11 protein-coding genes are annotated in these 13,961 nt (G+C 46.6%); 5 read left to right on the top strand and 6 right to left on the bottom strand.

All coding sequences use genetic code 11. From position 1 onward, the window contains the following. The first annotated feature begins 33 nt into the window (after positions 1-33). Positions 34-2,193: a DUF342 domain-containing protein gene (locus EYB58_RS19305; protein ID WP_111957843.1), complete on the top strand. Its 2,160-nt coding sequence runs from the start codon at positions 34-36 to the stop codon at positions 2,191-2,193. Positions 2,194-2,269: 76 nt separating this feature from the next. Here the strand turns inward: EYB58_RS19305 and EYB58_RS19300 are convergent, their stop codons facing one another. The 6 genes from EYB58_RS19300 to EYB58_RS19275 form a co-directional block, all read right to left on the bottom strand. Continuing rightward, entirely contained in the window at positions 2,270-3,502 is a 1,233-nt protein-coding gene (locus tag EYB58_RS19300) for a (Fe-S)-binding protein (RefSeq protein WP_111957841.1), read from the bottom strand. A 9-nt stretch (positions 3,503-3,511) separates the two neighbouring features. After that, positions 3,512-4,885: an FAD-binding oxidoreductase gene (locus tag EYB58_RS19295; protein ID WP_111957839.1), complete on the bottom strand. Its 1,374-nt coding sequence runs from the start codon at positions 4,883-4,885 to the stop codon at positions 3,512-3,514. A 102-nt stretch (positions 4,886-4,987) separates the two neighbouring features. Then, positions 4,988-6,316: a TRAP transporter large permease gene (locus EYB58_RS19290; RefSeq protein WP_111957837.1), complete on the bottom strand. Its 1,329-nt coding sequence runs from the start codon at positions 6,314-6,316 to the stop codon at positions 4,988-4,990. Continuing rightward, complete coding sequence (locus EYB58_RS19285) at positions 6,313-6,825, bottom strand: TRAP transporter small permease subunit (RefSeq protein WP_111957835.1); 513 nt, start codon at positions 6,823-6,825, stop codon at positions 6,313-6,315. Before EYB58_RS19285 ends, EYB58_RS19290 begins: the two co-directional genes overlap by 4 nt. A 164-nt stretch (positions 6,826-6,989) precedes the next feature. Next, positions 6,990-8,075, bottom strand: a complete 1,086-nt coding sequence (gene dctP, locus EYB58_RS19280; protein ID WP_111957833.1) for a TRAP transporter substrate-binding protein DctP — start codon at positions 8,073-8,075, stop codon at positions 6,990-6,992. 63 nt (positions 8,076-8,138) lie between these two features. Beyond that, complete coding sequence (locus tag EYB58_RS19275) at positions 8,139-8,831, bottom strand: GntR family transcriptional regulator (RefSeq protein ID WP_163354398.1); 693 nt, start codon at positions 8,829-8,831, stop codon at positions 8,139-8,141. Between the two features lie 585 nt (positions 8,832-9,416). Here EYB58_RS19275 and EYB58_RS19270 point away from each other — a divergent pair. Genes EYB58_RS19270 through EYB58_RS19255 form a run of 4 tightly spaced genes read left to right on the top strand, consistent with a single transcriptional unit; the run spans position 9,417 to position 13,961 of the window. After that, on the top strand, positions 9,417-10,358 hold the full coding sequence (locus EYB58_RS19270) for a TolC family protein (RefSeq protein ID WP_163354396.1): 942 nt from the start codon (positions 9,417-9,419) through the stop codon (positions 10,356-10,358). Further along, positions 10,346-11,353, top strand: coding sequence for an OmpA family protein (locus tag EYB58_RS19265; RefSeq protein WP_111957827.1), 1,008 nt, complete (start codon positions 10,346-10,348; stop codon positions 11,351-11,353). Before EYB58_RS19270 ends, EYB58_RS19265 begins: the two co-directional genes overlap by 13 nt. A gap of 11 nt (positions 11,354-11,364) precedes the next feature. Further along, positions 11,365-12,030: a transglutaminase-like cysteine peptidase gene (locus EYB58_RS19260; RefSeq protein WP_111957825.1), complete on the top strand. Its 666-nt coding sequence runs from the start codon at positions 11,365-11,367 to the stop codon at positions 12,028-12,030. Further along, positions 12,027-13,961, top strand: a complete 1,935-nt coding sequence (locus EYB58_RS19255; RefSeq protein ID WP_111957823.1) for a bifunctional diguanylate cyclase/phosphodiesterase — start codon at positions 12,027-12,029, stop codon at positions 13,959-13,961. Before EYB58_RS19260 ends, EYB58_RS19255 begins: the two co-directional genes overlap by 4 nt.

Below are 13,961 nucleotides of genomic sequence, written 5' to 3'. Positions count from 1 at the left end.
GTTATCCTTTTCTAAGGAGGATGTTGGGAAAATATGGCAGAAGATGGGTTAAAGCATGGTAAAACTGCTCCGCTGATCGGAATCCTGGCTGTCAAAAATGAATTCATCAGTGAAGAACAGTTGCAAAATGCCCTTGCCCAATGCACCGGTGACAACGATTTAAATGAAAAACTCAAAGCATATTTTCTTGCTGAAAGCCTGATTTCAACCCAGAATGTTCATCGGCTGACCATGGCAGTCAAAGCCGTTGCCATCCATCAACAAGAATACCGGTTCGGTGCCATCGCGCTTGCCAGGGGGATTGTTAATAAAAGCGTTCTGGATCTGGCTTTGGAGGAACAAAAAGAGCAGTTCAAAAAAGGGAAAAAGCCCCGGCGCATCGGAGACGTGATGGTGGAAGCGGGCATGATCACAATAAAACAGCGGGATGCGATACTTAAACTTCAGAATCGATCCTGCACACCGCCTGACTTGCCCGGCAAACCGTCTGCAAAAACAAAATCCTTGGTGGATGGGCTTTCTGGTGACCCTGATGCGTACCACACATCTGCAAACAATATCCCAGGGGGAACCCCGGAAGCCAATGATAATCTGATCCTTGACCGGATGGAACAGGTGGCACAGATATGCGGGGGCCTTTTGCTCCAGGTTACCTGCGACCATATGTCTGCATTTTTATCAAAAATTTGTGACATGGATCCGGATATTCCGGCCGTGGTCGTTCGTACGGCCCTAGCGGAAAATGGCATTGTTTTCGGTCTGGCATCGGATGAACGCATAGAAGACTTTATCAGATCGTCCATTGCGGATTCAACACTTTTCGGTGTGGCCCAGGGGGTAGGGGCGTCCCCGGGGAAAAATACCAAAATAGAGTTTTTTTTTAATACGGATTATCTAAAAACCGGTGGCATGGATGATTCCGGCAATATTGATTTTAAACGCTGGGGCCGAAGGTCTTTGGTGGAAAAAGGCACGGTGCTGGCTGAAAAAATTGCAGGGACCAGACCCCAGCCCGGCAAAGACGTCTTCGGTAATGTCGTTTCGGCGATAGGCAAAACGGATGATCCCTTTCGTGTCGGTGCAGGTGCCGTGTTGTCCGAGGACGGTCAAAAAGTGCTGGCCACGGTTCGGGGAGCCCCCAGGATCACCTTGGCCGGGTTGATTGTTGTCCATGAAGAATCTGAGATTAACGGTGATATAGACAATGAAACCGGGCCTGTTGAACTTGACTGCAACATTCGTGTAACCGGGAGCATAAAATCCGGTGCCAGGGTGTGCGGTGTTGATGTTTCCGCACAGGCAGTGGACAACGGCATTGTAGAAGCCAAGGGAGATCTGACCATTACCCGCAGCATCAATGATGCCCGGGTGTACGCCCGGGGCAATGTGTATGCCCAATCCATTACCAACAGCCAGATTGTCTGTATGGGTGATGTGTTTGTTAAAAAAAAGGTTGTAGATTCAAAAATTGAATGCTCCGGAACCTGTTCCATTATCACCGGTATACTGGTGTCAAGCCGGGTGTCCGCTAAAATGGGACTGATGGCCCGCAGCATCGGCTCCGGTACAGCCGGCCCTTCCAGGATTAGAGTCGGGCATGATGCTTTTGTTGCCCGGGAACTGGAAAGAAACAGTGCCGGGACAATACGATTGGAAGAAGTGCTTCAGGATTTGGGTAAAAAAAAGAATGCGATCCGCAGACAGGCAGGCGATCTTAAAAAACAGATGACCGAACTGGATTTGGGCAGGGATCGGATACTGGTTAAATACCGGGAAATTGAATCCCGGTCGGAACTGCCTCCGGGTGGCCGGGAATCCTTAGATAGTCGTTTAACAGGACTTAGAAAAAATCTAAAAGCTGCGGAAAAGAAAATGCAGATGTGTGCCGCAAAAATCAAAGACTTTATTAAACAGGCAGCAAAAATAAACCAGCATATTTTTGAACCGGCGGCGTCAAAAAAGGCCCTGGCTGATGAGAAAAAAAATCTGATCCGCTGGTCGGAGCATACTCCTGGAAAGGCCCGGGTGGTTGTGGACGGTGAAATCGTGTCTGGAACCGTCATTAAGGGGCTGCACAGCACATTTGTGCCGGAGACTGAACTTTGTCATGTCCGGATCACGGAGCGGCCTGTCAAATCCGATGACGGGGAAAATTCCCAAATCTTTTACCAGATGCAGGTGGATGATTTTTAACAATTTGCCCTGGGTTAGGACCGCAAATTTCGTCTACTTGATTTAATCTGCGGCCCTTATCATCTTTTTTACCAAGTTATTTAAGTCCCCGGGCGATGATTTCCATTGGATGGCAGACATCAAGCAAGCCTTTTTGGGGCAGGTTGCCTGACAATTGTACCCGGCAGCCCGGACAGCCCGTTGCCCAGGATTGTGCCCCTGTGTTGATCGCGTTTTTGATTTTGCCGTCTACGATTTTTTTTGAGATTTCAGGGTATTCATTGAAAAAGAAACCGCCCCCGCCGCAGCATGAATCCCAGTCTCCTGCCTTTTGGTAATCCACATGGGGAAGCTGCTTCAGCAGGTTTTCAACCATATTTTTCCCTTGGCCATGATTTTTAAGGTGACAGGGCAAATGATAGGTTACGGTCTCTTTATCCCTTTCTTGATCCAGATGGGGCGCCAATTGGTCAAAATGCTTAAAAACAAACTCGCCGATATCCCACACTTTTTCGGCCAGGCGACGTGCCGGCCCGTCAGGTAGATCCAATTCAGCCATCAATTGCGGATACGCATGGCCCAGGGCCGAGCCGCAGGTCGCGCAGTCCACCAATATGGCATCGCAGGTGGTGGCTTGCAGAGTATCGATGTTGGATAGAATCGTATCCTCTGCCTGCTTTATACCACCGTGAAAAAACAGCGGCAGACCACAACATCCCTGATTTTTGGGGAGCAAGACCCGGTATCCCATGCGTGTTAACACCTTGATGACGGCGTGGCCGGTGCGTTCAAAAATATGGTTAGTCGCACACCCGGTGAAATAAACCACCGTGCCTGCAGGTCTGCCGGAAGGTTCAATAATTTCCGGTATCTGGTCGCGAAAAGGTGTTGCGTTGGGGGGCGGAAAGTTCTCAATGGGGATGTTGCCGATGTGCATGCGTCCAATGATGCGCTGGGCCAGGCTGCTGGTTCCTAACCGTGCCGCCTTTGACGCCAGCCGAAGCCGGTTTTCCCTGGGCAGAATCGCTTCTGCGACCTTGACTTCCTTTGACCGGCCGCGCCGGACCCCCATTTCTTGGCGCATGCGCATGAATAGGATATCGTGCTGCACACCGCCCGGGCACATGTTTGTACAGGTGCCGCACATCAGGCAGCATTGCAACTTTTCCTGCATGCGGTCCGTAGCCGGCAGGCTGTCATGGGCGAAACTTCTGATTAGATGAACCTTGGCCCTGGGGGCCGTGGTTTCTTCACGGGTTACCCTGTAGACCGGACAACTGGTTAGGCATAGACCGCATTTACCACATTGATATGCTTCATCAGCTTTCATGATCACCACCTATACAAATTTTCCGGGATTAAGGATCCCTTTGGGGTCCACACATTGCTTGATCCTGGTCATGAAGGCCTGGGTTGCATCGTCAATGGCCATGGGCAGGTAGTCCGTTTTTGCAAGGCCAATGCCGTGCTCCCCGGACAAGGTTCCGTGATAGGACATGGCCAGTTCGAAAATCTCTCGACTGGCAGCTTCAACCCGCTGCCACTCTTCTTTGTCGTTTGTATCTGTGGAGATCAACGGATGCATGTTGCCGTCACCTGCATGGGCCAGAATGCCGATGCGCAATTGGTAACGGTCCGCAATCTGCCGGATGTGGCGGATCATGTCAGGGACATGGCTGACCGGTACGGTGGCATCCTCTACAATACAATCCGGTGCCAGGCGAGCAAACACCCCGTATGCCGAGCGCCGGGCCGTCCAGACATCGTCTCGCTCGGCAGCCGTACGCGCTTCAATGACTTCTTGGGCGCCGTGGGCTTTGGCTTTTTCAACAATGGTGCGCATTTCCTTTTCCACGGCTTCTTCGACACCATCCACTTCAATGAGCAGCAGTCCTTCGGCATGGCGAGGCAGGCCAATGTGGGCAGAGTCTTCCACAGCGTTAACCACGGTTTTGTCCATTAATTCCAGGGCAGCCGGAAGAATGCCTGAACCAATAATGTCGGCAACTGTGTCCGCCGTGTCATCCAGGTCGTTGTATACGGCAAGTATGGTGCGTGTGGCTTCGGGTAAAGGCACAACCCTTAATGTGATTTCAGTGACAATGCCCAGAGTACCTTCGGACCCGCAAAAAAGGCTTGACAGCCGGTAGCCGGTAACGTCTTTTACATTCCGGCTTCCAAAACGAATCACTTCGCCTGACGCCAGCACCACTTCCATGCTCAGGACATAATCAACCGTCACGCCGTATTTCAGGCAGCGGGGTCCCCCGGCATTCTGGGCCACATTACCGCCGATGGTGGAAACCATGTAACTGCCCGGGTCAGGGGGGTAGAAGAATCCCTCTTTAGCCAGACAGGCCTGGAGATCTCCGTTAACCACGCCGGGCTGGACAATACAGTACCGGTTTGGGGTGCTGACCTCAAGGATTTGGTCCATCCGGGTTAAGGATAGGACAATCCCTTTATTGACGGGAATAGAGGCGCCACTGATGTTGGTCCCGGCTCCCCGTGCGGTAACCGGGATGCCCTCCTGGTCGGCTATCGCCATGATAGCGGCAACATCTGCCGTGGATTCAGGCAACAGCACAAGTTGTGGGGTTGCCTCTTTAACAAACGCATCATAGGAATAGGCTGACAAGTCTTCCGGGGTATCAATAAATCCCTTTGACCCAACAATGTTTTTCAGCTTTTTTTTTATTTTTTCGGTTAACACGTCTTCCTCACTATATGAAAGTTTCAATAAATTGTTAAATTACTTTCATGATTTGTTATGGGTTAAGTCTGGGTGTTGATCTGCCAGGTCAGCCCATGGATGTTAGTTCATCATTTCGGGCAGGTAGAGAACGGTTTGGGGAAACAGGATACACAGCGCCAGGGCTGAAAGCATTATCAGAATAAAGGGGATCATGCCCCGGTATATTTCAATCATCTCGATTTGAGATGTGGCTCCTCCCGCGCCTTTGAAGTAAAAAAAAGCATAGCCCAGCGGCGGCGTCAGAAAAGACATTTGCAGGTTCATGGCAATCATCATAACAAACCACAATTCGTTAAATCCAAGATCTCTGGCAATGGGAACAAAGAGCGGCAGGCAGATCATGGTGATGCCGATCCAATCAATAAACATGCCCAGAAAAAGGACGATGAGCATCATCAGGGCAAAAGATCCCCATTTGCTTCCCACACTCAGTATGGCCACTTCCACAAGCTCGTCACCGCCAAGGCCGATGAAGACGCCGGTAAAACAGGTGGCGCCAACCACGATAAACAATACCATGGACGTTACCGTACTGGTGGCAATTACCGAGTCCTTGATAATTTTGAAACTGAATCTGCCGTATGCAATCATCATTAAAAGGGCAACAAAGGCCCCCATGCCTGCAGCTTCCGTAGGCGTTGCCACACCGGCAAAGATAGCCCCAAGGACCGACGCTATCAAAAGCGCGGGCGGGAAAAGATTTTTCAGGCAGTCGATAAGCACTTTTTGGGTGGGAACCGCCGCACGTTCTTCGACTGTCAGGGCGGGGCCCCATTCCGGCTTAATAAAACAGATAATAGCAATATATAGAATATACAGCCCGGAAAGGATGGCACCGGGAATTAGAGCCCCCATGAACAACTGGCCCACCGGAACACCGGCATAGGACCCCATGAGCACCAGCATGATGCTGGGGGGGATCAGGATGCCCAGGGTGCCGCCGGCACAGATGGAGCCGGCAATCAATTCCTTTTTATATCCATATTCAAGCAGGGGCGGGGTAGCCAAAAGGGCAATGGTCACCACTGACGCGCCGACAATACCGGTGCAGGCCGCAAAAATAGTGGCCACCAGGATAACGGTCATCCCAATACCGCCGCGCACGGGGCCAAGAAGGTAGCGCACAGAGACAAACAGTCCCTCCATGACGCCGGATCGGTCTAAAAAATTGGCCATCAGGACGAACAGGGGTACTGCCACAAGGATGTAACTGTTCATGGTCGACATGTAGATGCGATCAATGAACATACCGAAACATTCCGGTCCCCATCCGAAATATCCGAAAATGACGGCCAGTCCGCCAAGGGTAAAGGCCAGGGGATGGCCCAGGCTAAGACCAATCAACAGGCAAACGAACATTAAAAGCGCAAGGATCATACCGGTTGTCATAACTCAACTCCCTTTACCACGAAAATGAATTTTCGATAAAACATGCAGATCCCTTGCAGCAAAAGCAACAGAGCCGTGAGCGGAATCATTGTCTTGATGGGATAAATTGGTGGTGCAAATACAGAAAAACTGGTTTCAAGTATTCTCCATGATTCCCGGGCAAAGGCTGTGCTTTCAATAAGTAAAACAATGATAAAAGGGAAAAAGAAAACCAGGTAAAGCAGAATGTCCAGGATTGCCCTTGTACGCTTGGTGAAGCGTTCAACAACAATGTCCACTGAAATGTGGCGACCCAGTTGCAGCGTATAGGCACCCAGAATCATAAAATGAAATCCATAAAGCTGAGTGCTGGTTTCAAACGTCCATAGCGTGGGATGATTGAGTATACGCCGGGTCACCACTTCAAAAACCATGATCAGCATTAAGGGTATAATGGCCCAGGCGGCTGTTTTGCCAATGGCTGCAATGATTTTTTCAATTATTAAAATTATTCGATTCATCAATTCCATATAAAAACAATTCCTAATTCCAATATATTAACGGAAATTCGTGTTTGGTTGCAAAGTTGCCCAAATGCAAGGCGCAGAAAAATTTCCAACCGGAGCATACGAACGTATGTGAGGATTGGAAATTTTTCTGCAATGCCACAGATGGGTGACTTTGCGTTCAAATACTACTTTAATTCCGGCAGGGAGATGGAATTTGTACCAAAGGTAAACGGTGACTCATAGTCGCGAACCGGTGAAAAATCCTTCATGAATTTAATCTGTGAAGAAAGTATTTTTTTGAAGTCCGGATTCTTTTCAGCCTCTTCCGCCAGGACTTCACTAATAATGGCTGATATTTTTTTAATGGAGTCATCGTCTAAATGGGTGATTTCAGTACCTGCGGCCAGAAAATCCTGGGTTGCTTTGATATTACCGTATTCAAACCAGGAACTCATGTAGGCTGTGGTGGCCCGGGACGCCTGGATCACCACTTCTTTCAAGTCGTCGGGCAGCTCGTTCCAGGCATCTTGATTTACTATCACGCCCAGCACGATGGCCGTTTGATACCATGCCGGGGCATTCCAGTACTTGGTGATGTTTTGAAACCCAACGGTCCAGTCCACTGTGGCGATGCTGAATTCAGCGCCATCAACTACTTTGCGGGCTACGGACTCATAGACCTCGCTGCCGTCCAGCAGAACCGGTGAGGCCCCTAATTTTTGAAGTATTTTTTGTCCGAAAAGACTGCCCATGCGAAGGCGTAGCCCCTTATAGTCCTCTAAGGTACGGATGGGTTTGTGTGTTCGGATACCGGCTTCAATGGGGGTGAAATTTTGAAGCAGCCACTTACAGCCGTACTGTCCATAGAGTTCATCATACAATTGTTGGCCGCCGCCATGATAGATCCAGAGCATGTAGTCTATCCAGGTCATGCCCATGGGCGTTGTTGCAAGAATGTCAAAGGCGGTATTTTTGCCAACCCAGTAAGAACCGAAGTCTCCGGCACATTGAATTGTTCCTTTTTTAACGGCGTCCAGATTCTGATATCCGGGTAGTAACTGCCCGGACGGATATAATTTTATTTTCAATCGGCCGTTACTCAACCGGTTGACCGTATCACAAAAATACTTATCACCTTCATAAAGTCCGATACCTACCGGCCACAAAGAATTATACTTCCATCGAATCATACGTTCTTTGGCACACACCATAGACGTTCCAATCAACACTATTGCCAGGATCAGACAAACCTGCATTGATTTCATCTTCATTTTTTCCTCCTTCTGTTTAGTCTATTGTAGACAATTATTGCTTTGGGTCTCCCCTTTGGTTTATTAATGTCCTTCTGCATTCATATCTGCCTTTTCAACCCGGCTTAATGTTGTCATTAATTTTTTGCGCTGGTATTCCAAGTGTGCTTTTAAAAGAGCCTCCGCTTCATCTAATTGTCCTGATTTAATTAAATTCAGCATTTTGGTGTGGTCTTTCAGGTCTTTGGCTATGGCGCCTGGTTGGAAGAAAAAAAGATACTGGTAGCGTGCAATATTTGAAGACAATCCCCGGTACCAATGCGTAAGATAGGAATTTCCTGCAGATTCAACAAGTTGAAGATGAAATTTGGAAAACTTATAAAATAATGTGTATTTTTGTTCATCGTCAATAAATTTTTTTGGAATCTGAATCGCATTCTGGGTTTCAACTATTTTTTTCAATTCAGGCAGTTCTCTTATTCCACTGTTTTTTAATTGCTGAACAGCAAAACATTCCACCATTATGCGAAGGTCGCAGATCTGATTAAAATCCGAACCGCTGAGCTTGGTCACAAAAGTACCCATGCGAGGCGTGCTTTTTACCAGACTTTCGTTTTGAAGGATTCGAAAGGTTTCTCTTAGGGGTGGACGACTAACCCCAAGTTCAACGGATAGTTTGTTTTCGATGAGGCGTTCACCGCCTTGAATTTTTCCGGACACAATCTGCCGCCTTAAAAATTCAAGGATGCTTGTTGAAATATTTTGGTACTTCAGCATAAAATTTCTTTCCTTTGAAAAAATTCGGTCTAAAGTAGACTGTAGACAATGCCTTGTCAATGAAAACATAACGCCGAATCACTGAGGACCGCAGTTTAAATAGGTTGGGCAGAAATAACGCCGAATGTTGATTCATCTACAAGGCGTATTAAAGATTGAACAGCAGGCCTATTGGGCCTTTGATGCAACGACGTAGATGGGCTAAAAGGCAAGCTATTTAGTTCAAGTTATTTAATCAGCTGTCTTTACTTTATTATGCCTGATCATAATTTTAATTGACAAAAATCAAATTTTTATCCTATTTAATACCTATTTTATACTTCTCTCTCATGTCGATTTTTATTCAATCAATGGGAGTTTATCCAAATATTATAGTAAGTAAATTTAGAATATTTTTAGGATCATGAAATAGTAAAATTCACCATATGGTTGATCTTTTTACATTTTCTTTGTTGCATCAATATGCTCATATTTTGATGCAACACATTGAATAGGAGTAAATATTTTTCGCCATATTTACGTATTTTAAAATTCTCATGGCCTTTAAGTCAGCGTTTAATAATGCCAACGAAAGGAGCCGTTCGATTGTTAAAAATTTATAGATTTTTGAAATTGTTATTTGTTTTTAGTGTGTGTCTTGTGTCTTACGCAGGCGCTGTGATTGCTTCCGAAGCCGGGAACCTTGATCCCATGCCTTTAAATGATATCCTGAAAGATATTATAAAAACAAATCCGGATATTATAGCGACCAGAGACAACTATCGCAGTGTCCTGGAAGAGCTTTCCATCGCGGAAAGCGGCTACTATCCGAAAATCGGGGCAGAAGTGTCCGTAGGGCCTGAAATTACGGACGGTGTTGATACCAACGATCAACGTGAAGATTATATTGCATCCAGAGCATTAATATATCTTCGGCAGAACCTGTTCAAAGGTGGAGAAACAAAAGCATTTGTCGAGGAGACGGATGCCCGAATCCTCTCTGCAGCCTATGAGGTCGTCACGGTTGCCAACCGGGTTTTTCTCGAAGCGGTTGAAGCGTATATTAATGTATTGAAAGCCCGTGAACTGCTGGCGTTTTCGCAACAAAACGTTATGACCCAGGAACGGATACTGAGCCAGGTCAAGGAACGGACCACAGCAGGATTTACCCGTGTTTCCGATCTAACCAACTCAAAGGCCCGATTGTCCCTTGCCCGGGGAAATTTGATTTCAGCCCAGCAGGACCTGAACCATGCTGTTGTAAAATTTCATCGCCAGTTTGGTCGGGTGCTCCAGCCTGAACAATTCGTGATGCCCGAACCGGCCTTTAAATTTCCGGATACGGTTGAAAAAACTATTGATTTTGCATTTCGCAATCATCCGGCCTTGGAGGTTGCAACGTTCAATATTCATGCGCGTAAATTTGCCTATGAACGAACAAAAGGGGCCTACTGGCCCAGTCTTGATCTTGAATTGAAAGCACAGTACGAGAATGATGCTGACGTGATGAGGGGGATACCACCCAGGCCTCGGCATTGCTCAAATTGAGCTACCTGTTTTACGACGGGGGAATCCGCAAAGGTGAAAAAGGTCAAAAGTACCATTCCCTGCTCGAAGAATATCAGCTTGCATATACCGAACGAAGAAATGTTAACCAGGCTATCCAGCTGGCCTGGAATATCAATCAGGCTGAACAGGTCAAAAAAGGATTTCTCAATGACCATTTGGCGTTGAGTGCCGAGACCCTATCCGCGTTTAAAGATGAGTATCATTTAGGCCGTCGAACACTTTTAGACCTTCTTAATATGGAAAATGAATACAATGCTGCCAAAGTTGCCAATGCCGAATCCGAATATAATCGACTGACGGCATATTACAGGATTTCACAGGCAACAGGGGTGCTGATTCATGAATTTGATACAGGCCTGCTGGAAGAGATGAATCTTCCCACTGAAAAACCCTATGACCTTGTAGAATATGAAAAAGAGATCCTGGACCCGAATCGTGACGTCGATAGGGTGGTCGATGTCAGCGATCAATGCGATAACTCAGCTATGGGTGCAAATGTGTCAGCTTATGGCTGCATCGGTGAAAATGTTTCATTGGTTGGCTACACCGAACCGGTAAATATCAGTCCCTATATCCTGCCAGATGAAGGCACTCCCGAAGCATTGAATCTCAAGATAGATACAAGAAAAGCAGTTCAGTCCATAAGCCTGGATGTCATTCCTTTTCATATTGACTCGTCCCAATTAACGGATGATGCAAAACAGATGCTCATACCGATATCAGAACAGCTTAAGGCGGCAACCGATTATCATATTGAAATCATAGGCCATACGGACAGTACTGCCAGTGAGGCATACAATCAAAAATTATCCGAAGCAAGGGCCGGTAGTGTACTTGAGGAATTGAAACGGCTGGATTTGGATGAAAACAGAATGACGTCAAGCGGACGGGGAGAGAGTCAGCCTGTTGCAGATAATTCAACCGATGACGGCCGACGGAAGAATCGTCGTACGGAATTTCGGTTGACGAAATAGTAAGTTGATGAATGTCCGAAATCAAGCATATATGGATCGTATTGACTGTCCTGGTGGTGACGGCGCTCTTTGCTGAAACCACCACCAGGTTTTTTGTGCCTGGAAAATTGTTAAATGCGTATAAAAAAAAATATGGTGGGCAGGCGGTCAGGCGTTTAGACAGCCTGCTTGCGATGATGGAAAAACAAAGTGGTTTACCCGAAGAGCAGATCGTTATTAATGTAAACAATTTTTATAACCAATTGGAATATCGTTCTGACCAAAAAACGTGGAATAAAAGTGATTACTGGGCCAGCCGCCTGGAATTTCTCGGCAGGGGACAGGGTGACTGTGAGGATTTCGCCGTTGCCAAATTTCTAACCATGATGCAGCTTGGCGTCCCTGGTGAAAAAATATTTCTGACTTATGTTCGTGCCAGAGGATTTCCGGAGCCGGCCCATCTTGTTGCAACCTATTACAAAAACCTGGGCACCGTACCCTTTGTCCTTGACAACTATATCAAAAAGATCCTGCCTGCCACACAGCGGCCTGACCTTGTCCCTGTTTACAGTTTTACAGCCAGGGATCTTTATATCCAGAAACAGCATGGCCTTGGTAAACGTGTGAGTCGCGGGTTGTTGAAAAATCAACTCAAATTAAAGGCTATTGATCTGGAAATCCAGGAGATTAAACATTGAGTCTTTTAAAACAGACGCAGCTATTGGTAACTTTGCTTTTGACGGCAACCCTGATTATTGTCTTGAGGATCAATTTTAATACGGCCCGGGAATTTACAGCCAATGAATCTTATTTGAACACAAAAAATAACGTGAACATGCTTGCCCTGACGTTGAGTATTCGGCCCATGGATGAAGATTTCATGAAAACCTGTATCAACGCAATGTTCGACGGCGGCTATTTTGAATTCATATCATTGGTCCGCCAGGACGGCAGCCTGGTGTATGAAAAACGTGAACCAGTGGCAATACATGGCGTGCCATCTTTTTTCATCACTCACGTTGATCTTGTTATACCCGAAGTCGAGGCAAAGGTCATGGCGGGATGGAATATCTTCGGCACCCTTAAAATCAAAGGTCATCCAGGCTCATCCTACACCAAACTTTGGGAGACACTAAAACAGTTGTGTCTTCAGTTTTTTGTACTTGGAATCCTTGTTTTTTTCTTGAGTGTTCTAGGATTACGCCATCTTTTGGGCGCCTTGGAAAAAATCAAACACCAGGCAGAAGAAATCAGTAATAATGCTTTTATTGTCAACCAGGATATCCCCCAAACACCAGAGCTAAAAAAAGTGGTTCTTGCCATGAACACCATGGTTAAAAAAGTGCAGTCAATTTATGAACACAACCTTGAAAACTTAAGCAAGTACCAGAAATTAAGATATCAGGATAAAATTACAGGCCTTCACAATCGTACGTCCTTCATAAAACAGCTTGCCATGTTTACCGGGGATGAGAGCAAAAAAGCCCGGGGCCATGTTGTCTTTTTTGGCCTGACCGGCATGGAGGCAATCGAGGCCTCGGGTAACCGGCCCCTTGTCCATAAAATTTTCAAGGAGATGGCAGGTATTTTAGACACCCGGACAGGGGCCGCTGTACCGGATGCAACGGTTTACAGATTTCCAAGGCGCGAGTTTGCCGCAATCCTGCCGGACACCGAACCAAGAGACGTCATGACTCTTGTTGAAAGCGTTATAAAGAAATTTTTATCAGAAAAAGACAGGGATATTCCGGACACAATAAAAGTCTACGCAGGGATTTCATCATATGACAAAAATGATGATGTGGGCATGGTTCTTTCCAGGACGGATTATGCATTGTCAAAAGCAAAAATCGGCCATCCGGGAACGGTCAGGATGTTCAGGAACGAGTCATTCCAGAAGGCCCTAGGAAAACAGGAATGGAAAACATTGATTGAGGTCGCCTTCTCCAAGAATCATTTTTTTCTGACAGCCCAGCCCGTCCACTCTGATCTTGGTGAATTCCACCGCGAAGTCTTTGTTAACATGGTGGACCAGGAAGGCATCCAAAGAAAGGCAAACCTGTTTATGCCCATGATTACAACCCTGGGCCTTGCAAGTAAACTTGACCGGTATATTATAGAAGAATCCGCGGTATTTCTGCAGGAAAATCAAGGAAGTGTTCTGGCGGTGAATCTCACAACGGAATTCTGCAGAGACCATCTGGCTGCAGCCTGGTTACGGCAATTCCTCTCGGATAAAGAATCGCTGTCAGACCATCTTTTGTTTGAAATACATGAAAACACCTTGATAAATTTTCCTGAAATCTGTTTTGATTTTAACGGTTTGATTACGGGAAAGGGCTTTAAATTGGGCATCGACCGGTTCACCATGCATGATGCGTCACTTCTCCTGCTGGATAAAATAAAACCCTACTACATTAAAATTGAACGCGATTATCTTGAGGTCTTTGATGATCCCCAGAAAGCGGATATGGTTTTAAATTCACTGTTTGCAATTACCAAAAGCCTGGGTATAAATTTGATTGCCACAAAAATTGAAAACGAAACCCAACGGCTTGAACTTGCAGATAAAAATATAACTTATTTCCAGGGCCACGGCATTGCGGAAATTATTCCGTTAAAAGGATAA

It is taken from the genome of Desulfobacter hydrogenophilus, assembly GCF_004319545.1.
GTDB classification, from domain to species: domain Bacteria; phylum Desulfobacterota; class Desulfobacteria; order Desulfobacterales; family Desulfobacteraceae; genus Desulfobacter; species Desulfobacter hydrogenophilus.
This window is presented reverse-complemented; position numbering and strand designations above follow the sequence as displayed.

Bases quoted from the DNA above. Each gene is read 5' to 3' on its own strand.
- EYB58_RS19305 (WP_111957843.1), top strand. From the start codon at position 34: ATGGCAGAAGATGGGTTAAAGCATGGTAAAACTGCTCCGCTGATCGGA.
- EYB58_RS19300 (WP_111957841.1), bottom strand. From the start codon at position 3,502: ATGAAAGCTGATGAAGCATATCAATGTGGTAAATGCGGTCTATGCCTA.
- EYB58_RS19290 (WP_111957837.1), bottom strand. From the start codon at position 6,316: ATGACAACCGGTATGATCCTTGCGCTTTTAATGTTCGTTTGCCTGTTG.
- EYB58_RS19285 (WP_111957835.1), bottom strand. From the start codon at position 6,825: ATGGAATTGATGAATCGAATAATTTTAATAATTGAAAAAATCATTGCA.
- dctP (WP_111957833.1), bottom strand. From the start codon at position 8,075: ATGAAGATGAAATCAATGCAGGTTTGTCTGATCCTGGCAATAGTGTTG.
- EYB58_RS19275 (WP_163354398.1), bottom strand. From the start codon at position 8,831: ATGCTGAAGTACCAAAATATTTCAACAAGCATCCTTGAATTTTTAAGG.
- EYB58_RS19260 (WP_111957825.1), top strand. From the start codon at position 11,365: ATGTCCGAAATCAAGCATATATGGATCGTATTGACTGTCCTGGTGGTG.